A 21,035-nucleotide genomic window follows, 5' to 3' on the forward strand; every position below is an offset into this window, starting at 1 on the left:
CCTATTAGTAATAAACTTATATCATGATAACCCGCTTTTTTTAAACTGTCAATATAAAAGTTACGCATTTTGGAAACATTTTCAAAAAATCAGGGTAAAAAAAATGTAAGAAAAAGGCTTGTCTTAATCACGATACTCCGACAAAATATCTTGCCCTGAAGTCACGCATTTAGCGCCTTCATTGATGAGTTTGTGGCAACCGTCTGATTGACCATCCAAGATATTTCCTGGTATGGCAAAGACATCCCGACCTTCTTCTAATACCCTCTCACAAGTGATAAGACTTCCCGACCTCGCTTTGGCTTAGCCACAAGCACACCTTGGGACAAACCTGCGATAATGCGATTTCGCTCAGGAAAATGGTACTTCAAAGGCTTCTCTCCTGGGGCATACTCACTTAAAACCAAATGATTTTTGCCTAAATAATCCTGTAATTGTTGATTTTCTTTAGGGTAATACACATCCAGCCCGCAACCGATAACAGCAATGGTCGCTCCGCCATTTTTCAAAACAGATACATGAGCACTGGTATCAATCCCACGCGCCAAACCGCTAACAATCACGAAACGATTGCCCAATTCTTTGATAATCTTTTGAACCGACTTGGTTCCCACAGCAGACGCATTTCTAGCGCCAACAACCGCTAATTTACGACGTTGAAGCAAGTCTAAATTGCCTTGATAAAAGAGCAAGACAGGAGGATTGTAACAATTTTTCAGCTCCAAGGGGTATTCCTTGTCTAAAATCGAAAGACTTGGGTAAGTGTTAAACTCCTGCCGCAAGGTTTTGCTATCTAGCGACTTGTAATTCTCAATAAACAAGACAGGATTGCGGCACTTTGAGACAACAGCCATATCCCTTAAGGACAGGGATTTCTTCTGCTTTTCGTGATACTCCAAAATCGCTAAGATATTCAGATTGGTTAAGCCTGCTTTTTTTAATTTAAACAATTCAAAATGATTCATGTGTCACCTCACTATCTTATTAGTTCGATAAAGAGGGCAAAAAATACCATCTTGCCTTAAAAAACAAGATGGTTAGTCATTTTAAGAGAGCATGGATTTGATAGGCTCAAAGCTTTTGCGATGAATAGGGGTGACACCGTATTGTTTTAGGCCTGCTAGGTGGTCTTTAGTACCATAGCCAACGTTTTTATCAAAGGCGTAACCTGGGTATTCTTTTGCGTATTCAGCCATCATATGATCACGCGTAACCTTTGCCACAATCGAAGCTGCTGCAATAGAAAGGGAATTGGCATCGCCCTTGATCAGGGATAGTTGGGGAATAGGTGTGTCTAACTGCATCGCATCAATAAGCAAGTAATCAGGCTTTGTTACCTCGCCTTTCATCTGCTCAATTGCTTGCAACATACCAAGTTTTGTCGCCTCGTAAATATTGACGCGGTCAATGGTGTCATTGTCCACGATGCCGATCCCCACTCCCAAAGCACGCGCAAGGACCTCTTCGTAAATCTCCTCGTGGTGTTTTTTGGGAATTTTTTTGGAATCGTTGAGGTGTCTGATTTTACAATCTTTAGGCAAAATCACGCAAGCAGTGACAACAGGTCCTGCTAAAGGGCCTCTGCCAACTTCATCAATGCCTGCGATAGCTTGATAACCTTTCTGGTACAACTCCTTTTCGTAGCGCAGCATTGTTTCAAGACGAACGTACTCGTCAATCTCTGCCTGAATAGCTTTTTTGCGCTGTACAATCGCTTTTTGCACACCGATGCGAATATCTGATGCGTACAAGTCCCAGCGGTCATCGTCTAGACAGTCAATCTGAGCCAGCGCTTCCTTGATGTCCTTAATAGTCGCCATCTGTCACTTCTCCTACGACATCTAAGGTGTAACGCCCCAATTTGCCTTCGCGGACATCCTTCACAAACAGATTGTAAAAACGGTCATAATCATCACGAAATCCTAATTTTTGCGTCATGGCCATGATGATTTCAGGCGCTTCTTCTTCCAAATCAATGCCCTTGAAACGCTCAATCAAACGCTCAGAGTAATGTTCCTTAAAGTAATTCAAGCCAAAAATAGTCACTTCATCCATGGGCAAGAGCTGGTCTTTGATAGCACCCGTCAGAGCTAATTTTAAGCCAACAACTTCGTCTTCAAATTTTGGCCATAAAATACCTGGTGTATCAAGAATTTCCAAGTCTTTATTTGATTTGAGCCACTGTTGCCCTTTTGTAACCCCAGGTTTATTGCCTACAACGGCAATTTTTTTACCTGCCAAACGGTTCATGAGGGTTGATTTTCCTGCGTTTGGAATACCGATAATCATGGTGCGGAGCGTTTCTTTTTGAATACCGCGCTCACGCAATTTAGCCAATTTATCAGCCATCAAAGATTTGGCAGCATCGGTGACCAATTTGACAGTTGCTTGCTCCTTAGAATTCACGGCCAAGGTCTTAATGCCCTGACTTTCAAAATACTGACGCCATTCTTTGGTGCAGTTACTGTCAGCCAAATCGGCCTTATTTAAAATCATGAGTTTGGGTTTATCTCCGACAATTTTCGTCAACATAGGATTTTGACTTGAGAGAGGGAGGCGAGCATCTACTAAAATCGTGACAAAATCAACGTGTTTTAGATTTTCCTGAACTTGTCGGCGTGCCTTGGACATATGCCCAGGAAACCATTGAATAGTAGCCATAAGTTTATAAATCCTTTCGTAGCAAGTTTTTTTGTTTGAAAAACCTGCCTATTTTTTATTAGGCACCAAACAGGCACCAAGATTTTGTATTCACCAAGTTAACCTATAACCAACAACCTTTTGTTTTCCTTCTCTTAAATAAGAAATATCAAATGACTTGTAATATTTTGATAAATCTTTCTTAAGCTTAGGAATTATATTTGCAGTTATATGCCTAGGTGTATGGGTTGATTTTAGACCAAGTTTGTCTCTAAAATCATCTAAAGAAAATTCAATCATTTTTGAATCAAGATTATTTTCTATTTCATCATTTAATATTTTGGAATATTTGCTAGACCAAGATTTTAATACTTCAAATCTAAAATTATTTCTATCAATAAATTTATCTAAGGCTTTAACTGTTTGATTTTGAGATATTCCTTGACTATGAGTATACAACATAGTTGTTTCATAATTAGCATGTCCAACACGTTCCATAATTTCTTTTATAGCAACTTTCATACCCTCACTTTGTAAATAGGTAATATGCATATGTCTAAAGGAATGAGGGGTTACATGCTTTGTCCATTTGAAACCGTATCTCTCTTCGCAGTTTTTAGTAAGATCAGTTTCAACACGAGCAAGTACTTCCCGGAAAGAAAAGGATTTTCAATCGCATAGCGGTCAAACTCTTCACTTCGTTGTATACCCCTTAATATAGCATCACAAGCCACTTTAGGTAAAGCAACATCTCGATCAGCATTTATTGTTTTGGTTTCATCAAAGTAGAATTCTGAAACTTTCAAATCATGATATTGTAAAGCCTTATCAATATGTAGTATACTTCTCTCAGCATCAAAATCTTTCTTTGTAAAAGCAGCTTCTCCGATTCGCAGTCCTGAAAATAGTAAAACTATAGCCAAGTCATAGTAATTTGGGTTTCTTCTTCGACTTAGTGTTTCAAAGAAAGCTCTAATTTCATGAATTTCTAAAAACTTTGCTTCTCGTTTTTTCTTTGTTTCACGCTTTTTCTCAAGGGACGTTTCTAGCTTTATTACAGACATTGGTGAGAACTGAATAACATTATAAAGAACACCATGGTTAAAAATTTTGTTACAAGTGCTTTTTATATGTATCATAGTAGATTGTGACGCATTATATTTCTCCATATAGGTAGTCAAACACCTTTTCATCAATAATGGTGTTAAGCGTTCGAGTAAATAATCATCACCAATAATTTCACCAAGACGTTCTATCACAAAAGCCTCTCTTTTAATTGTCTGAGGTTTTACTGATACTGACCAGGTTTCTAGCCAACTCATCTTTAACTCTCCGAAAGTTCTTATCAACTGGGGATTAAATTGGGCTTCACTGCCATTAACTAATCTCTCAATTTTATCTTTGAGCTTACGTTCTGCTTGTTTTCGAGCGCGACTCGTGTTTTTATGATAACTTACAACAGCTGTCTTCCACTTTCCAGTTAGTGGATCCTTATATTTATCTACAACTTCGTATCGAGTAACTCCTTTTGAATTAGTTTTTGTTCTATAGTACATTTTCGTTTCCTTAAACTTGAAAAGAAAAATCAATCATAGAAATATAACCATTTTATATTATATCATGATTCTTTTTATTTTACCGCCCTTTGTTTCCATCTTAAAAACTCTTCAAAGCCTTCCAAATTAATAAAGACTAGTTTATGAGTTGGGTTGATCACATAATCTTTAAACTGCTTATTATCTCTCATTTCACCTAACCATCTGTTCAGTGTATATTGATTCAGACCTTCCCATCTCCTCAATATAGCTTTTTTATCTGCCCACTCAGCTATGCTATTCTCAACCGATACAAATTTAATTTTCATATTAGTTTCTCTCTATTTTATATTATTAACCTCCGTGGGTATGATTGGTTAAATCATTCATGGGCATTTCACCCACTGTCCTTTTACGATGGCAGCCTGAACGTTCAGAAGTATCATTGTCCTTATTTGTGGTCATGGCAGATAGAAAACCACTCTATTTTATAGCTAATAAATTTTGCTCCTATCACGGCGTATCTCACTAAATTGCTCGACAAATAAGAAAGTCCCACCTCGGTTTATTCAATTGTCAATGGTCAAATTAATGGAGAACTATTTTATACTCTTCAAACGGGGAGGATAATTAGTTAACCCCAATAGGTAATCTGTACTCACGCCGTATAAATTAGATAATTTAATAAGATAATCGGTAGGTAACTGACGTTTACCAGCCTCTATCTTTGAATATGACGATTGACTACAGGATAAATACTTGGCAAGATACTCTTGTGAATAATCATTATCCTCTCTCAAATCTCTGAGACGTCTATACATTCGTTCACTCCTACTTAAAATTATAATTTGGTACAGAGTGAAGTGTGTGATTTATTCTAAATTGGCATATTTTTTAATGTCGACCTTAACATGATTGCTCAAATAATTAAGAAAGAGTACTAGAGCATAAATAAAACGAGTTTATGAAAGGAAAATAAAAAAAGCACTCATTAAGTTTCATAACTCAACGGGTGCCGTCCTGATTTAATCACAAGAGTAGTACTTTTGGATAGTTCATATCTAGCTGCACTTAGCCTTTCAGTGAATTTTCTATTCAACACTGTAATTCAAAGACTTATTAAATTTGTAAATTTAATTCTGTTAAAAACTCCTTTACATCCCCAACATAGGCATAATCAGAGATATCAAAAATGGGCGCATTTCTATCAATGTTAACAGAGATGTTTAAATCTGCTTTGTCCATGCCAGTGGTATACTGACTTGCTCCCTGTATACCCACCAAATTAATAATCACATTAGGCTTAACGGTGTGTCCTGACTGACCAATTTGATTCTCAATTGAAAAATATCCAACTCGGTTAGTGGCCGTGTCAATCCAACTTGAGCATTAATCTTATTTGCGACTTCAAAAGCAATCTTATTCTTTTCCTTTTTCTTTGGTTCAAGAATCCGCCTTACAACTGTTGGAGATCCAACAATACCTATCCTAAAAGAAATTATTAATAATTCGTTTTACTTGTCCTGCAGAAGATTGCATCTTTTGTAATTCAGCATCGTTCAATGGCAGATTAACCGGTCGAACAATGCCACGAGCACCAATAATTGCTGGCTGTCCAATAAACAAATCTTTGACACCTTTATATTGCCCATACTGATAAACAGATAAGGGAAGAACGGTATTTTCATCATTCAGTATAGCTTTCGTAATCCGAGCGAGCGCCACTGCAATACCATAAAATGTAGCACCCTTTTTGTTAATGATGGAATAAGCAGCATCACGAACAGATTCAAACAGTCTGACAAGCCCTTCTTCATCAATATCACGATTCTCTTGTAACCATTGTTCCAGTTTCACACCAGCAACATTCGCATGTGACCATACAGCAAACTCAGAGTCACCGTATTCACCCATTATGTAAGCATGAACAGATCGGGCATCAATTCCAATTTTTTCCGCAAGGGCTTGACAAAATCGAGCAGTATCAAGTGATGTCCCTGACCCAATAACACGTTCTTTAGGGAAACCCGAAAATTTCCATGTTGAGTAAGTTAAAATATCAACCGGATTGGCTGCCACAAGGAAAATGCCATCAAATCCAGACTCAACCACTTGAGTAACAATGGATTTGTTGACAGCAAGGTTTTTGTCGACAAGATCCAGACGGGTTTCACCCGGTTTTTGAGGGTACACCCGCAGTAATGACAACAAGGTCAGCATCTGCGCAGTCTGAATATTGCGCAGCATAAATTTTTTTAGGCGAGGTAAACGCAAGCGCATGGCTAAGATCAAGTGCATCGCCTACAGCCTTTTCAAACAGTTGAGGAATTTCAATAATTCCAAGTTCTTGAGCAATTCCTTGGTTAATAAGAGCGAAGGCATATGAAGAACCTACGGCACCATCACCAACAAGGATAACTTTTTTGTGTTGTTTAGTTGTTTTCATCTAATGAGCTCCCGTTTTAGTTGTTACTTTTAAAAAATATAATCATCATCAAGCATTTCCTCTGCTTCTCCCATTAGATATCCAGCACCAACCTGTGAAAAAAAATCATGATTTGCTGTTTCAATAGAAATGCCATTCATTACAATTGGATTTACATCATTTGCTGAGGCGTCTTTAAAATATATATCAAATCCCATATTCTGCAGAGACTTATTTGCGTTGTACTTCACGAATGTTTTAATATCTTCCACTAGTCCGATTTCAGAATACACTTCTTCAGTATATGCAAACTCATTGTCTAACAGCTCCTCTAGAAAGGAATACATCCAATTAGTAAAGTTTTCTTGTTCAGTAATCGATAACTCGTTAAAGTCCTGTCTAAACTTATACCCTAAATATGTACCATGTACTGATTCATCTCGTATAACTAATTTAATGAGTTCTGCTAAGTTAGCTAATTTATTCTGACCTCGGTACCAAAGGGGGATAAAGAAATTGCTATAATACAATATTCCTTCTAAAAAGACACTTGCAACCTTAACCTGCATAGGTGTGCCGTTCTGATAGATCTCATTAATCTTTCTAGCTTTAAATTGCATTCTATGGTCATTGTTCATCCAATTATATATTTCTTCTATATCTTTAAATGTATTAAGTGAAATTAAAATAGTTCCATATGTTTTGGCATGGATGGATTCCATAAAGGTGAAGTCGCTCAACACAGCCCTCTCTTTTAAGGTTCTTGCATTTTTCTTTAATGCATATAAGCCCTCTTCGGATTGTAACGTATCCAATAAGGCAAGTCCTCCAACTGCTTTTTTCACCACCTCCTTTTCCATATCAGAAAGTTTTCTCCAATCTAATAGGTCATTCGAAACAGGAACCCTTGTATCCAACCAGAACTGCGCAGTTGCCTTATCCCAGACATATTCATCTAATTCATCTTCTATAAGCTGCCAATTCATTGTTTTATTTAGCATTCTTTTCCCCTTACCTTTGTACTTATTAATATTACCAATATATCAATAGTATATGATATACGCAAAACACACACTTATAGTGATTTAACAACCTCAATAGGCTTCTCATAATTAGGAGATTCATTGATATTTTCAAGATATTCTGTATATTGAACAGTATTTTGAGAATCTAGAACCAAGACTGCCCTAGCTAGTAAATGCCACTCATCCATGAGAACACCAAATGCTTTACCAAAACTATTATCATAATAGTCAGAAAGTAAAACGACATCTAATCCTTCAGTACCACACCACCGCGCCTGAGCAAATGGTAAATCAACTGATACAGTGATAACAACCGTATCCTCTAGTTCTGATAATTCCTTGTTAAATGTACGTGTTTGTGTTGAACATAAATCAGTCTCCAGTGAAGGAACAATTGAGATAACTTTCTTCTTCCCATCAAAATCACTTAAACTTTTAAGAGTTAAGTCACTTGACATTAGTGTAAAATCTGACATTGTATCACCAACATGTAGTTGTCTCTCTGCTGAAACTGTAACGGTTTTCCCAAAAAATGTTGTCATAATATAATTCCTTTCTTAAACAGTAGTTTTATTTATTTCTACCCTCTATTATCACTTTTTCTAATAAGTCTCTAATGCAATTTATGCATAATAACTTATCCTTCTAGTTACTAAGCAAGTTCCTACCCCTACTTAATCATAAAGACTTGAAACCTCTATTATTGATTTTAATACGATATATATCTAGTCAGTAATAAGATTGATCAATCTATTGTTATCCTTTTTCATTAATAGGATAATGGTGTCTATCACTCCCTTTCCTTAAAATTATGTATCATAGACTAATTCCAAATCAATGACACCAATCCTAATTTCTAGTTTAATTACCAAATTAAGCCTATATCCCTATATTACATATTCTCCTCTAGAACTCGTAATCAGATTCTTCCATAATCTCTTCATCGGTTGAAGTTGATTTGTTACTAGAGATGGATAAATGATGCTCGCGTAAGTTATTTAACCGATAATTTATTCCTTTCAACACCTCAGCATTAAAACTAAATTGCTCTTTCAATCCAATCCCCATGAGAATATTATTAGCTTCCTGCAATATTAAGTTTTTAGCGATTATTTTACTCTCCTTCAAATAATAAAAGTCACCAATTAAATTAATCCCCAACTTTACAAAGTGGTCGACAGTTTCATAACCCCATGCTTTGAAGCGTTCAACCTCTTGCAGGTCTGATTCCTTTAGTAGAAGCTTTATCTTATGACTAAAATAAAAGCAATGCAAGGACTCATTACGGATAATCATTTCCAACATACTTCCGAGGTTATTAAATTCTTTATTAATCCATAACTCAAAAAGGTATGCAAGATAAGCATAGTTCAGGAGACCTTCTACATATAGCGCTATGAACCTTTTTTTAACTAGACTCGATTCTCTATAAACAGTATTAATATCATTCAAATATTCCAGTACACGTGATTCATTGTCAACCCACTCAAATGACTTTTTAAGATTAATCTCTTTATCAAAGGTGAGCAATATTCGATTATAAGCTTTGGTATTGACCATCTCGATAAATTGAATATTATTTAAAATAGCAACTTCTTGTTGCGAACACTTACCATTTCGAACAATTTCACCTACCTCTATGGACTGATTAGTAGATAAATTCGTTAAAAGTATCAGTAAACGCTTTAATTGTTCTTGTTCCTCCAAATTAAGCTTTACCCAATTCGTAAAATCATTTTCAATTGGAATCCGGGTATCCAACCAAAACAGTGATGTAGCTCTTTCCCATACTGCATTGTCAAATTCATCCTCGACAACATTCCAGTTAATAGCTCTATAATATAAATAGTTTTTTGACATGGTACCTCCTTAAATCATGCAAGCTTCACAATTATTTACACTATTGAATTCGTCATCTTCCGTATATGTCCGAACATAGTAGAGTGACTTAATCCCTTTTGTCCAAGCATAATTACGAAGACGATTTAAGTCTCGAGTTGTTAATTTTGAACTTCCTTGCTTCTTCCACTCATAGATACCTTCAGGTAATACAGAACGCATGAAGAGTGTCAAGCTCATTCCTTGATCAATATGTTGCTGAGCTTTAGCGTAGATATCAATAATTTTTCGTTGATCCATGTTGTAAGCTGTCTTATAATATCTAAGTGTTTTATTCGACAAGTATGGAGCAGGATAAAAGATTGAACCAACTTTTTTCTCTTGACGATTTTCAATTAATTGAGTAATTGGGTGAAGAGATGCACTAGTCTCATTGATATAAGAAATAGAACCATTAGGAGCAATAGCTAGTCTATTTCGATGGTAGAGACCATCTTTCATGACATCTTCTTTTAATAACTGCCAATCTTCAATTGTCGGTAATAAGATATTTTCAAATATCTTTGCCACTTTTTCAGATGTAAAATGAAATTCCTTCGCTAGATAATAATTAAAATAGCTTCCATCAGCATAGCGAGAGTATTCAAAATCATGAAAAGTTTCGTTCTTTTCCACTGCAATTTGGTGACTGGCCTTTAAAGAGTAATAGTTCATAGCCAGAAAGAAAGCATCTACAAATTCTAAGGCTTCATCAGATTCATAGTCAATACCATTAAGAGCTAAAACTGTATGAAGTCCCATTGCACCAAGCCCAATTGTATGGTAGAGCGAATTTCCATTAGCCACAGTTGGAACTTCACTGATTGCACCCCGATCAGTAACAGTGGTGAGCGCCCGAATCGCATATTCTATAGACTTTCCAAAATCTTTAGATTTTATAAGGTTTACCATATTCATTGAACCAAGGTTGCAAGAAATATCGGTCCCCACCTTTTTATAACTTAAATCTGGATTTAATATAGACGGTTCTTGTGGTTGAAGGATTTCTGAGCAAAGATTACTCATAATAATTTTTCCTTTTACAGGATTAGTTCGATTAGCTGTATCAATATTTAAAATATATGGATAACCAGATTCTTGTTGTAAACGTGAAATTTCCTGTTCTAATTCACGAGCATTAATTACAGTTTTTTCTATTTCATCATTAGCCACCATAGTATCGTACTCTTTCGTCAGATCAACATAAGAAAACGGGATACCATAAACTCGCTCAACGTGATAAGGATTAAAAAGATACATTGGTTCATTTGTTTTAAGCAGCTCATAATATTTGTCAGGTACTACTAATCCTAGCGATAATGTCTTAACTCGAATTTTCTCATCTGCATTTTCTTTTTTAGTAGATAAAAATTCCAGAATATCTTGGTGAAAAACATTAAGATACACTACTCCTGCACCATTTCGTTGTCCTAGTTGATTACTATAGGAAAATGAATCTTCCAGTAATTTCATAACAGGCAGCACACCCGAAGAAGCATTCTCAATTTCTTTTATAGGGGATCCTGTTGCACGTAGATTGGATAGATTAACCCCTACGCCCCCACCCATTCTAGAAAGCTGTAAAGCTGAATTAATATTCCGACCAATCGATAGCATAGAATCTTCAATATCAATAAGAAAACATGAAACCATTTCTCCCCGCCTCTTCTTACCTGCATTTAGAAATGTTGGTGTTGCAGGTTGATATCTTTGGGAAATAAGTTCTTCTAGTATCTTATGAGCAAGATTCCTATCCCCATTCGCAAGATACAAAGCATTAAATACAGCACGATCCTCAAAGTTTTCTAAATAATATTTCGAATCATTTGTTTTCATTGCATACTGATTATAAAATTTATAGGCAGCCATAAAGCTTTTAAATTTAAAACCATAGTTATAGGCGAACTTAAATAGTTCCTTGATAAAGATCCTATTATCTTTACCATAAATACTCAAAACACTTTCATCAATATAATCATGACTAATTAAATAATCCAATTTCTCATCAATACTATCAAAGGTTTTCAAGTTATCCCTAATTTCTGTATTTAAATATTCTTCTAACGCCTCCCTGTCATAATGAAGTGGAATCTGTCCCTCTACCGGTACATTTAACATATTATTCAGAATAAAATAATCTTTTGTCATTCTAGTCTTCTTTCTATTTTTATATTTTTACCTTTATTGATGTAAAAAATCGGATTTTTTACAAAAGAGATCAATGGAAAATACTAGGTCTTCCGTTAACGGAGAGAGTTTATACCATGTTTGGGGTTCAATAAATGGTGGTTGATTGCTAGTGTCATAAGTACACTCTCTGAGAACATCTCCATTCTCTCTCAATTCGAAAATCTTTATCTTCCCGGACCAAATAGTTATCTTTTCCCAAGTCCCATCTTTAATATGATGACTGTGCCGCAAGGGATGAGGCATATGATGTGATGTCATATTAGGTAAGTGCCTATATGATACAAGCTCTGAACTGTATCTCCACTCTATTACCCTAGTATTCAATCGATTTGAAATGCGAATAACATCTTCCTCAGTTCCTCGTAATTCAAATTCATCTAATACTGGAAATCCAAATTCCTCAGAATACTGGTGAGCTGTCAGACAGAATTGTTTATTAAAATTTCGATTACCACTTCCGATGATGCCCATACAATATTTACTATTTTTTTTATATGCAATAAGCCTACGGAGGGGTGTTGTTAATATTTCGATATTACCAGTAGTAACACCATTCCCTCCTTCAAGGTAGGCTGGTAGAAAAGCAAAGTAAGGTTCTTTGATTTCAAATTCCAATGATTCATTATTTTTTACTAAATCCTTGACATTAACATAATCCAATTTCTCTTGAAGTTCCTTCTGGAAATAATGATCTAATCTTTCAAGAAAATTAGTCGTATTCCCGCTAAGACTGATATAGTATATTCTAATCACTTGTATTTTTCCCTCCTAATATGTATAATTACTATATACTGTATTTGATGATAAAAACAGACACTACATATAGTGATTTAATTATATATCTTCCCTAATTAAAAAAAATTGACCATGGTCAATTTTTTAGGAAATATAAAAAAATGCAAGGGAGAATAAACATATGACAAAAATTGGCTGCGTTCATCGGGTTCCTCTTTTTAATAATCTTGCTTGCGGTGAACAGAGTAAGGTTCAAGAATTGCTATATCATAAAACCTTTAAAAAGGGAGAAATTATTTTTTCTCCCGATGATCCAGAGCAGCTATCGATTATTTCAGCTGGTGCTATGAGAATCTATAAACTGAGTAAAACTGGTAAGGAACAGCTTATTCGTATTGTTAATGAGGGAGAATATGACGGAGAGAATTATCTCTTTGGTCTCTCAAATGATTCTCTTTATGGAGAGGCCATTAAAGAAACAAAAGTATGTATCCTATATAAGTCAGATTTCAATAAGTTAATCAATCTTTATCCACAATTAAGCTGCAAACTACTTCAATTAAATGCCTACAAATCTTTAGAGATTGAGAAGCAACTGCAACTACTGGCAATTGATTCAATAGAGGATCGTTTAGCTACCTACTTCAGTCAGCTCTCTCTCCCTTCAGAGGTAATGACTGAAGAGACCATTACGATACCAGTCTCACTGAAAGAACTAGCCAGCTATCTAGCTACCAGTCCTGAAACTATATCCCGTAAATTAAGAGCTTTTCAAGAAGAAGGATTAATAAATAGAAATGGAAAGAAAGTTATACTATTTCGTTCTTTTTGGGATAAATTTGACTTTCTATAATTTTTATAAACTAAAGGGGCTCTTTGTCAACTGTAGTGGGTGACTTATAGCTAAGCACGAGAGGAGAGGAAATGCGCCTTCTCTTTTTGCATGTTTAAAGCGATAAAGATACGTTTTTTAAAGTTGTCAAAGTTCCTAAATCCAAAGGCATTGCGCTTGATGTCTTTGATGAGTTTGTTGGTTGCCTCCAGTTTGGCGTTAGAATGAGGAAGCTCAATAGCATTTGTGACGTGTTCCTTGTAGTGAAGGATAGTTCTTAGAGCTGTTTTAAAGGTTTGATTGAGATGTGGTAAGGCTTCTTCAATCAAGTCAAAGAAGTAGTCAGCGTTTTTCTCTTGCAGGTGGAACAGCAGGAGCTGGTAGAGGTCATAATACCCTTTCAACTCAGGGACAAGGTGGAATATCTTGGTCAAACATTTTTTGGTGTGAGCGTTTCTCCAAAAGTCCTTGAACGAAAGCTGTTTAGAGAGAATTTACGACTGTCTTTCAGCACGGATTTCCAGTAGTATTTGAGGGCACGATATTCAAGAGACTTCTTGTCAAACGGCTTCATGAGTTGAATACCTGTCTGATTAAGAGCACGGCTCATGTGCTGCACGATATGAAATCTATCAATAACAATCTTAGCGTTAGGAAAGAGTTTTGGAATCATTGGGATGTAACTGTCAAAGATATCAACGGTAACGATTTTCACACTGTCTCTAGCCTCTTTAGAATACCTGAAGAAACAATTGCGAATAGTTGTTTGTGTCCGATTCTCAAGGATGGTGATGATTTTCTTGGTCTCAAAATCCTGTGCAATGAAGGCAAGCTTTCCTTTTTGATACGAAAACTCATCGATGGAGAGGATTTCAGGCAGACGAGAGAAGTCCTCTTTGAAAGTGAATTCCTTGAGTTTTCGGTGTACGGTAGAGGTTGAAATCGCTAAATCCTAAGCAATGTGTGTTAAGGCTTGACGATTGACCAAGGCTTGCGCGACCTTCTGTCTGAGAGGTTCAGAGATTTGACAGTTTTTCTGTACCAAGCTGGTTTCAGAGACTGTTACCTTACGACAATTCTTGCATTGAAAACGCCGTTTCTTGAGCCTAATAAGACTGGGGAAGCCAGCCACCTCAAGAAATGGTATTTTCGATGGCTTTTGGAAGTCATATTTTATCTGTTTTCCCTGACAGTGATTACAGTTTCCAGGAGCGTAGTCCAGTGTAGCTATCATCTCAATGTGTGTCTTGTGTTTCAAAACTTTGTTCAACGTGATATTTTTGTCTTTAATTCCAATCAATTGTGTAGTATGATAGAGTTGTTCCATATGATGCTTTCTAATGTGAGTTTGGTCGCTTTTCATTATAAGTCATATGGGACTTTTTTGATACTCAAAAAGCCCTATAATTCCACAGTGGAGTTACCCACTACAGAAATTATAGAGCCACTAAAGGATAGGTGTTACTTCTACCTATCCTTTAGTTTATTTCTTTGTTTCCTTATAAAATGGCAGTAATTCATCAAAACTTTTTAATAGATCATCAATTAACCGTTCTAATGAGTGGTCAGTCTCAATTGGAATATCCTGTTTAACCAAGACCTTACGAACCTCACCTGATTTGACCTGTTTTAGTAAACTCTTTCGATTTTCTTCTGTTGCATCCATTTTGAAACTTATACCATTTTTTTGTACAAAATAATACATGGCTCCAAAAGGAAGAAGATTCAAAACTTTATTTTGTTTCTCTAAACTGTTTTCAGACCTGCTTCTTTCTACAAAACTAACCTCAACGGAAATTCCAAAAATATCAGATTCCCCATAAAGACGAATAGCCAATGCTGAATCATCCAAATCATCGGAAGGCAATCGGAAGTAACACCAAAAATGTGGACGACATAGCTGAGATTGATTCATCCATTGACTAACACGCTCTGCTTTAAATGACTTTACCCTGTCTTCAAAAGATTTACTGATTAAACTGAATTCATCCCGGGCCTGTCGAGCTAGGTCCCTTAAATCCATCATATACTGGCGATAATTACCAGCCTTTTCCGGCTTAATATATTTTTCTCCTCGATAGGGTAGATATTCCTTTAATTTGTCAAACGACATTTTTTACCTCATAAATCAATTAAGCCATCTCTGTTAAGAATAATTATTTTTCTACCTGAACGTTTTATCAATCTATTATCCTCAAGAAATCTAAATTTTCTAGAAAGAGTTTCAGGGGTAGTCCCTATATATCGCGCGATATCAATCATCTTCATAGGTAAACTGAACCGATAATCGTTCGCTACTTTTGACAGATCCAAGAGGTAGTTCGCTAAACGTTCCTCAACACGCTCCATAGATAAAATATGGGCCTGCTTCTCCACTTGAATCATCTTTTGCGCACTTAATTCAAATAATTTAAGAGCTATTTGTGGATTCCTAAGCATTACTTGATCAAAAGCTTGTTTACTTAATCTACAAATTTCAGTTGTTTCAAGAGTTTCAGCAAAAAGAGATTCATTTTTAATACCGAACAACTGATTCTCACCCTCATAGCCACCTGGTTCAACGACCCGTAAAAGCTGTTCATCACCATTTGTAGACAGTTGGAATACTTTCATACTTCCGAGAGCCACGATGTCTAGATTTTCATCTCCTGGTCTAAAAACAATTTCATTTTTTTTAAATTGTTTGTGTTGTGTCAATCTATTAATTTTAATCTGTTCATCTTCTGACAGATAATTAAATAATGGTACAAGTGTCACACAAATGTGTTGAACCATGGATAGCCTCTTTCTAATTGATAAAACCTATTCTTGAGATAATTCATCAAATTGTTTTAATAGCTGATAAGTTTTAGTAAATGTCTCACAAGCATCATCTGGAATTGTATAATCTTTTGTAAGAGCTCTTAGTTCTGAAAATTCATTTGATAGGTCCAAATTATTATCCCTAATTTTATGTTGAATTGTTTCATAAACTTTGCGAACATCAAAGACTTCTGGATGATTTTTCCCATGAGCTTTTGTAATAGCATTTGTATATATATCAAGCATCTCATCGTTTGCTTCAAAAAATTGTTTTAACATTGTAACTTTCTCCTATTATTTTTCTGATGCTTTTAGGACATCATAGCCAATTGCTTGCACTGCCTTCACAATTTCATTAATGTTTGTCATACTAGCGTCAAAATTTACTTTTGCCTTACTGGCATTGAATAGAACTTTGACACTTTCCTTATCGACACCTGTTACACTTTTAATGGCTCCCTCAATTTTTTGCATACATGTTGGACAAGCCAGTGTTTCAAGCTGTAGTATCGCTTTTTTCATCATCTTTACTTCCTTTCCTTATTATATCTTTAGTATAGTACGATATTTAGAATAAAAAATTGATTTCTATCAAGAATCTCTATTTTCTTTTATATTTTAAAAGCCTCATAGCATTCAAAATAACTACGAGAATGCTACCTTCATGAACAAACATGCCAATTGCCATATTCATCCACGAACTTGAGAGAACACTGATAAGAAGAACTACTACGACTAGCAATGCAATGAAGATATTTTCAATCATATTACGTCGTGTGGCTTTAGCTAATCCAATCGCATGAGGGATTCTGTGAAAATCCGAATTCATCAAAACAACATTTGAAGTTTCAATGGCAACATCTGTACCGTTTCCCATGGCAATTCCAATATCTGCTAAGACCAATGATGGGCTATCATTAATACCATCTCCGACAAATGCTACTATTTCTCCACTTGCCTGACGTTTTCTCACAAATTCTGCCTTGTCTTCTGGTAGTAGATGACCATAAGCCTCGGTTAAGCCTAACTGATTAGTAACTAAATCAACTGTGCCTTGATTATCTCCAGATAATAGAATGAGATTTTTTACTCCCATATTCTTAAGCGTCTCTAAATCCTCCTTGACTCCTTGTCTAATCTGGTCGCGAATCCCTACAACAATAGCTATTTGTCCATCAATAGCAGTTAGGACAATTGAATTCCCTTCTGCTTCCATCCCTGCTATGTCGCTCTTCATCCGGTTAGTGAAAGGAATATTATATTGATTCATCAAATAAGAGTTCCCAACGAGGACTTGGTGATTTTGAATACGAGCAACAACTCCCCCACCTTGAACGACCTCTGTTGAGTCAATAACCTCTACTACAGAACCTGAGTAATGGTTCATAATTGCTTTCGCGAGCGGATGATCTGATTCTCTCTCAACACTAGCCAGTAAGCTCTCAGCAAGACTCCTATCACTGCTATAATAGATTGTCTGTGCAACCTGAGGGTTACCATAAGTTAATGTTCCTGTTTTATCAAATAACATTGTATCAACTTTACTAAAGTTTGTAATGACATCACTACCCTTAAATAAAATACCATGTCGTGCGCCATTCCCAATCCCTGACACATTTGAAACTGGTACGCCAATAACCAGTGCACCAGGACATCCAAGAACCAAAATAGTAACGGCTAACTCAATATTGCGGCTAATAAGCCAAACAATAATCGCTAACACTAAAACTGAAGGAGTATAGTATTTTGAAAATTGGTCAATAAATCTCTCAGCTTTTGACTTGCTGTCCTGTGCTTCTTCTACTAATTCAATAATTTTCCCAAAAGTTGTATCTTCCCCAATCTTCTCAGTACGTATTTGTATAGTGCCATTTTCGAGAATGGTACCAGCAAAAACTTTATCTCTTAAACCTTTAGAGACTGGAATAGATTCGCCCGTAATACTTGCTTCATTTGCAGTACCAGAGCCAAATATCACTTCACCGTCAACTGGGATCTTTCCACCAGTTTTTACTAAAAGAATATCTTCTTCATTAACCTCTTCAACTGATACCTCTTCAAAGTCACCATTATGTAGTTTACGAAAAGTAGTCTCTGGTACCATCTCCACGAGATTCTTAATCGCAGAACGTGTCTTGGCTAATGTTCTTTGTTCTAAGTATGCACCAAATAAGAAGAGAAAAGCTACAATAGCTGATTCTTCAAACTCTTTAATAACGAATGCCCCTAAAATAGCAAGAGTTACTAAGAGATCTATGCTAATTACCTTAACTCTAAGAGCTTGATAGGCTTGAATAAAAATTGGTAAACCGCCAACTAATGAAGCTACAAACAGTAGATAAGCTGAGCCCTGCTCACTACTAAAAATCCATTTGGATGAAAAAGCAAGTATAATAAGAACACCAGTTATTGCTGTCAACCAATTCCGATAACGTGATAACCATTTTTGCATGATTTCTACCTCCTTTATTATATCCAGTATAACCGAGCATAAAAATATAATAATTGATTTATATCAAGTTTTAAAAATACTAGAATGTCTAGATTGTTTCAAATACATCTAACTATCTTCAATTGATTTAATGATATTAATCATAGAATTATATTTTTATAATTCTATTCAGTTACGATAGTGTCAGTTCTAAAAATTTTGACTATAAAAAAAATCTTCTGTATATTTCCGAATCTTTATTTAAGAATTGCTTTAACACGTTCCTGCAAAACAGGAATAACCTGATCTAGAAACCAAGGATTTTTGGACTGCCAAATATTATTACGTGGCGAAGGGGGTGCACAAGGGGGGAAAATTCAGGTAGATATCTATCGAAATTTTTTACAGTATTGGTTAATTTTTCCGTCGATCTTTGTTTTAAGTAATATCATTGAACATAGGCACCAATCAAAAGTATTAATTGTTTATTTGGCATGAGATATAATGTTTTCTTATGCCATTTTTCTGCAAATCCTTTTCTTGGAGGTAAGTCCCCCGTTTTACCTTTTCCAGGAAAATAATAATCCATTGGGACCACTGCGAAATATCCAGAATCATAAAAACATTCTCTATCAATACCTAACCATTCACGAAGGTTATCGTCGCTTAAATCATTGAAAAATATACCTAACTCTTGAGCATGAATCCCCGGTGCTTGTGCTATGATTGTAATTTTAGCAGTATTTTTCAACCCTTGCCAAGGATGCATTAGCTTCTGAAAAATTCGCCTTTGTCACTAGGGCTGGTATTTACAAAGACAAATCAGACGATGAGTGTTTTGCCCTTCTTGTAGAACGTTGCGAACACCAAATGATAACAAGAGTTTAAAAAAGAGAGTGCTAAACTCTCTTTTTTGCTTACATGAGTTCGTTGAAATCCCAAACTTCTGTCCAACCTTCATAAAAATCAGGCTCGTGACACACCATCAAAATGCTGCCTTTATAGGCTTGTAAGGCGCGTTTGAGTTCGTCCTTGGCATCAACATCTAAGTGGTTAGTTGGCTCGTCCAGAACAAGCACATTATTTTCACGGTTCATCAAGAGACAAAAACGCACTTTGGCTTGCTCCCCACCTGACAAAACTTGGATTTGGCTTTCAATGTGTTTTGACGTTAATCCACAGCGAGCAAGGGCTGCACGCACTTCAGCTTGGTTGAGCGCTGGAAAAGCTTCCCACACGGCTTCAAGTGGGGTTTGGCGATTGCCTGAGGCGACTTCTTGCTCGAAATAGCCTAATTCGATGTAATCCCCACGTTCCACACTGCCTGAAAGCGGCGGAATAATACCCAAGAGGCTCTTAAGTAGGGTGGTTTTTCCGATACCGTTTGCTCCGATGATAGCCACTTTTTGATTGCGTTCAAAAGTCAAATTGAGCGGCTTAGTCAAAGGACGGTCGTAACCAATCTCTAAACCATGCGTTTGGAAAATGAAACGGCTTGGCGTCCGTGATTCTTTGAATTCAAAAGATGGTTTTGGCTTTTCAGCCTGCAATTCGATGCGCTCCATTTTGTCCAATTTTTTCTGACGGGACATGGCCATGTTTCGAGTGGCCACACGCGCTTTGTTGCGGTTGACAAAATCTTGCAAATCAGCAATTTCCTTTTGTTGGCGCTCATAAGCTGCTTCCAACTGAGCTTTTTTCATGGCATAAACCGCTTGGAAATTGTCATAATCACCCGTGTAACGTACCAAATCATGATTTTCCACATGGTAAACGATATTAATCACGTCATTTAAAAATGGAATATCGTGTGAAATCAAGACAAAGGCATTTTCATAATTTTGCAAGTAACGTTTCAACCACTCGATATGCTCGGCATCAAGGTAGTTGGTCGGCTCGTCCAAAAGTAAAATATCAGGTTTTTCAAGCAAAAGTTTAGCCAAGAGGACCTTGGTCCGTTGACCACCTGAGAGTTCTGTCACGTCTGACTCCATGCCAAAATCCATAACACCAAGGGCACGCGCCACCTCGTCAATTTTCGCGTCTAAGGTGTAAAAATCACGGGATTCTAGGCGGTCTTGCAATTCTCCAACTTCTTCCATGAGGGCATCCACATCTGCTCCCTCGTCTGCCATAGACAGGTAAATGGCATTGATGCGTTCTTCGGTTTTAAACAGTTCATCAAAAGCTGTTCGCAACACGTCACGCACTATCATACCTGCTTCAAGAACCGTGTGTTGGTCCAAATAACCAGCTGTCACGTATTTTGACCATTCGACCTTGCCTTCATCAGGTTGCAAGTGCCCAGTGACGATGCTCATAAAGGTAGATTTCCCCTCACCATTGGCACCAACCAGTCCAATATGCTCTCCTTTCAACAGACGAAAAGACACGTCCTCAAAAATGGTACGCTCGCCAAAACCATGGCTTAAATGTTTAACTTCTAAAATACTCATTACTCGTAAACTTTCATTATTTTTTCATTTGACATGGGTTTCGTCAAACGAATCTTTTCAATTATAGCATGACTTTAAATCTGAAA

General features: G+C 36.4%; 17 protein-coding genes and 6 pseudogenes. 1 reads left to right on the forward strand and 22 read right to left on the reverse strand.

Going from position 1 to position 21,035, the window contains the following annotated elements; translation table 11 throughout:
• Positions 1 to 123: 123 nt before the first annotated feature.
• The 14 genes and pseudogenes from dprA to nrdI all read right to left on the reverse strand — a co-directional run.
• A pseudogene (gene dprA / locus HFK82_RS03395) lies at positions 124 to 965 on the reverse strand (DNA-processing protein DprA).
• A gap of 81 nt (positions 966 to 1,046) precedes the next feature.
• Entirely contained in the window at positions 1,047 to 1,820 is a 774-nt protein-coding gene (locus HFK82_RS03400; protein WP_168260808.1) for a ribonuclease HII, read from the reverse strand.
• Positions 1,807 to 2,661, reverse strand: coding sequence for a ribosome biogenesis GTPase YlqF (gene ylqF, locus HFK82_RS03405; RefSeq protein WP_168260809.1), 855 nt, complete (start codon positions 2,659 to 2,661; stop codon positions 1,807 to 1,809). The genes HFK82_RS03400 and ylqF overlap by 14 nt, the downstream gene beginning before the upstream one ends.
• A gap of 90 nt (positions 2,662 to 2,751) precedes the next feature.
• A pseudogene (locus HFK82_RS03410) lies at positions 2,752 to 4,196 on the reverse strand (tyrosine-type recombinase/integrase).
• A 74-nt stretch (positions 4,197 to 4,270) separates the two neighbouring features.
• Positions 4,271 to 4,504: a hypothetical protein gene (locus tag HFK82_RS03415; protein WP_043043681.1), complete on the reverse strand. Its 234-nt coding sequence runs from the start codon at positions 4,502 to 4,504 to the stop codon at positions 4,271 to 4,273.
• A 270-nt stretch (positions 4,505 to 4,774) separates the two neighbouring features.
• On the reverse strand, positions 4,775 to 4,996 hold the full coding sequence (locus HFK82_RS03420) for a helix-turn-helix domain-containing protein (RefSeq protein ID WP_168260810.1): 222 nt from the start codon (positions 4,994 to 4,996) through the stop codon (positions 4,775 to 4,777).
• Positions 4,997 to 5,294: 298 nt separating this feature from the next.
• Positions 5,295 to 5,552 carry an FAD-binding protein gene (locus HFK82_RS03425; protein WP_168261021.1) on the reverse strand — a complete coding sequence of 86 codons (258 nt, stop codon included), beginning with the start codon at positions 5,550 to 5,552 and terminating at the stop codon, positions 5,295 to 5,297.
• A 111-nt stretch (positions 5,553 to 5,663) separates the two neighbouring features.
• A pseudogene (locus HFK82_RS03430) lies at positions 5,664 to 6,621 on the reverse strand (L-lactate dehydrogenase).
• Between the two features lie 29 nt (positions 6,622 to 6,650).
• Entirely contained in the window at positions 6,651 to 7,601 is a 951-nt protein-coding gene (gene nrdF, locus HFK82_RS03435) for a class 1b ribonucleoside-diphosphate reductase subunit beta (protein ID WP_168260811.1), read from the reverse strand.
• A 74-nt stretch (positions 7,602 to 7,675) separates the two neighbouring features.
• Positions 7,676 to 8,167 (reverse strand): thiol peroxidase, encoded by a 492-nt coding sequence (tpx, locus tag HFK82_RS03440; protein WP_168260812.1) that lies wholly within the window; start codon positions 8,165 to 8,167, stop codon positions 7,676 to 7,678.
• Between the two features lie 364 nt (positions 8,168 to 8,531).
• The gene (locus HFK82_RS03445) at positions 8,532 to 9,485 is read right to left on the reverse strand and encodes a ribonucleotide-diphosphate reductase subunit beta (protein ID WP_168260813.1); all 954 of its coding nucleotides are present in this window, start codon (positions 9,483 to 9,485) and stop codon (positions 8,532 to 8,534) included.
• Positions 9,486 to 9,494: 9 nt separating this feature from the next.
• Positions 9,495 to 11,651: a class 1b ribonucleoside-diphosphate reductase subunit alpha gene (gene nrdE, locus HFK82_RS03450; RefSeq protein ID WP_168260814.1), complete on the reverse strand. Its 2,157-nt coding sequence runs from the start codon at positions 11,649 to 11,651 to the stop codon at positions 9,495 to 9,497.
• 33 nt (positions 11,652 to 11,684) lie between these two features.
• Positions 11,685 to 12,017 carry a TehB-like domain-containing protein gene (locus HFK82_RS08885; RefSeq protein ID WP_272869847.1) on the reverse strand — a complete coding sequence of 111 codons (333 nt, stop codon included), beginning with the start codon at positions 12,015 to 12,017 and terminating at the stop codon, positions 11,685 to 11,687.
• Positions 12,015 to 12,452: pseudogene (nrdI, locus tag HFK82_RS08890) on the reverse strand (class Ib ribonucleoside-diphosphate reductase assembly flavoprotein NrdI); the annotation flags it as partial. The gene HFK82_RS08885 and the pseudogene nrdI, both read right to left, overlap by 3 nt.
• A gap of 157 nt (positions 12,453 to 12,609) precedes the next feature.
• Here nrdI and HFK82_RS03460 point away from each other — a divergent pair.
• Complete coding sequence (locus HFK82_RS03460; RefSeq protein ID WP_168260815.1) at positions 12,610 to 13,281, forward strand: Crp/Fnr family transcriptional regulator; 672 nt, start codon at positions 12,610 to 12,612, stop codon at positions 13,279 to 13,281.
• 50 nt (positions 13,282 to 13,331) lie between these two features.
• Here HFK82_RS03460 and HFK82_RS09145 read toward each other — a convergent pair.
• The 8 genes and pseudogenes from HFK82_RS09145 to HFK82_RS03500 all read right to left on the reverse strand — a co-directional run bounded on the left by HFK82_RS09145 (position 13,332) and on the right by HFK82_RS03500 (position 20,949).
• Positions 13,332 to 14,587, reverse strand: a pseudogene (locus tag HFK82_RS09145) (ISL3 family transposase).
• A gap of 156 nt (positions 14,588 to 14,743) precedes the next feature.
• On the reverse strand, positions 14,744 to 15,373 hold the full coding sequence (locus HFK82_RS03470; RefSeq protein ID WP_168260816.1) for a hypothetical protein: 630 nt from the start codon (positions 15,371 to 15,373) through the stop codon (positions 14,744 to 14,746).
• An 8-nt stretch (positions 15,374 to 15,381) separates the two neighbouring features.
• A complete protein-coding gene (locus HFK82_RS03475; protein ID WP_168260817.1) occupies positions 15,382 to 16,035 on the reverse strand; it encodes a Crp/Fnr family transcriptional regulator in 654 nt (217 codons plus the stop codon).
• 27 nt (positions 16,036 to 16,062) lie between these two features.
• On the reverse strand, positions 16,063 to 16,341 hold the full coding sequence (locus HFK82_RS03480) for an iron-sulfur cluster repair di-iron protein, ric (protein ID WP_168260818.1): 279 nt from the start codon (positions 16,339 to 16,341) through the stop codon (positions 16,063 to 16,065).
• A gap of 15 nt (positions 16,342 to 16,356) precedes the next feature.
• Positions 16,357 to 16,584, reverse strand: coding sequence for a heavy-metal-associated domain-containing protein (locus tag HFK82_RS03485; RefSeq protein ID WP_037619394.1), 228 nt, complete (start codon positions 16,582 to 16,584; stop codon positions 16,357 to 16,359).
• 79 nt (positions 16,585 to 16,663) lie between these two features.
• On the reverse strand, positions 16,664 to 18,514 hold the full coding sequence (locus tag HFK82_RS03490; protein ID WP_168260819.1) for a heavy metal translocating P-type ATPase: 1,851 nt from the start codon (positions 18,512 to 18,514) through the stop codon (positions 16,664 to 16,666).
• A 236-nt stretch (positions 18,515 to 18,750) separates the two neighbouring features.
• Positions 18,751 to 19,262, reverse strand: a pseudogene (locus HFK82_RS03495) (uracil-DNA glycosylase family protein).
• Between the two features lie 148 nt (positions 19,263 to 19,410).
• Positions 19,411 to 20,949, reverse strand: coding sequence for an ABC-F family ATP-binding cassette domain-containing protein (locus HFK82_RS03500; RefSeq protein WP_168260820.1), 1,539 nt, complete (start codon positions 20,947 to 20,949; stop codon positions 19,411 to 19,413).
• Between the last annotated feature and the right edge of the window lie 86 nt (positions 20,950 to 21,035).

Origin of the sequence: Streptococcus alactolyticus (assembly GCF_012277075.1) — a bacterium.
In the GTDB taxonomy this organism is placed as follows: Bacteria; Bacillota; Bacilli; order Lactobacillales; family Streptococcaceae; genus Streptococcus; species Streptococcus alactolyticus.

Bases quoted from the DNA above. Each gene is read 5' to 3' on its own strand.
- ylqF (WP_168260809.1), bottom strand. From the start codon at position 2,661: ATGGCTACTATTCAATGGTTTCCTGGGCATATGTCCAAGGCACGCCGA.
- nrdE (WP_168260814.1), bottom strand. From the start codon at position 11,651: ATGACAAAAGATTATTTTATTCTGAATAATATGTTAAATGTACCGGTA.
- HFK82_RS03490 (WP_168260819.1), bottom strand. From the start codon at position 18,514: ATGCAAAAATGGTTATCACGTTATCGGAATTGGTTGACAGCAATAACT.
- HFK82_RS03485 (WP_037619394.1), bottom strand. From the start codon at position 16,584: ATGAAAAAAGCGATACTACAGCTTGAAACACTGGCTTGTCCAACATGT.
- HFK82_RS03480 (WP_168260818.1), bottom strand. From the start codon at position 16,341: ATGTTAAAACAATTTTTTGAAGCAAACGATGAGATGCTTGATATATAT.
- HFK82_RS03400 (WP_168260808.1), bottom strand. From the start codon at position 1,820: ATGGCGACTATTAAGGACATCAAGGAAGCGCTGGCTCAGATTGACTGT.
- HFK82_RS03415 (WP_043043681.1), bottom strand. From the start codon at position 4,504: ATGAAAATTAAATTTGTATCGGTTGAGAATAGCATAGCTGAGTGGGCA.
- HFK82_RS03475 (WP_168260817.1), bottom strand. From the start codon at position 16,035: ATGGTTCAACACATTTGTGTGACACTTGTACCATTATTTAATTATCTG.
- HFK82_RS03420 (WP_168260810.1), bottom strand. From the start codon at position 4,996: ATGTATAGACGTCTCAGAGATTTGAGAGAGGATAATGATTATTCACAA.
- HFK82_RS03460 (WP_168260815.1), top strand. From the start codon at position 12,610: ATGACAAAAATTGGCTGCGTTCATCGGGTTCCTCTTTTTAATAATCTT.
- tpx (WP_168260812.1), bottom strand. From the start codon at position 8,167: ATGACAACATTTTTTGGGAAAACCGTTACAGTTTCAGCAGAGAGACAA.
- HFK82_RS03470 (WP_168260816.1), bottom strand. From the start codon at position 15,373: ATGTCGTTTGACAAATTAAAGGAATATCTACCCTATCGAGGAGAAAAA.
- HFK82_RS03500 (WP_168260820.1), bottom strand. From the start codon at position 20,949: ATGAGTATTTTAGAAGTTAAACATTTAAGCCATGGTTTTGGCGAGCGT.
- HFK82_RS03445 (WP_168260813.1), bottom strand. From the start codon at position 9,485: ATGTCAAAAAACTATTTATATTATAGAGCTATTAACTGGAATGTTGTC.
- nrdF (WP_168260811.1), bottom strand. From the start codon at position 7,601: ATGCTAAATAAAACAATGAATTGGCAGCTTATAGAAGATGAATTAGAT.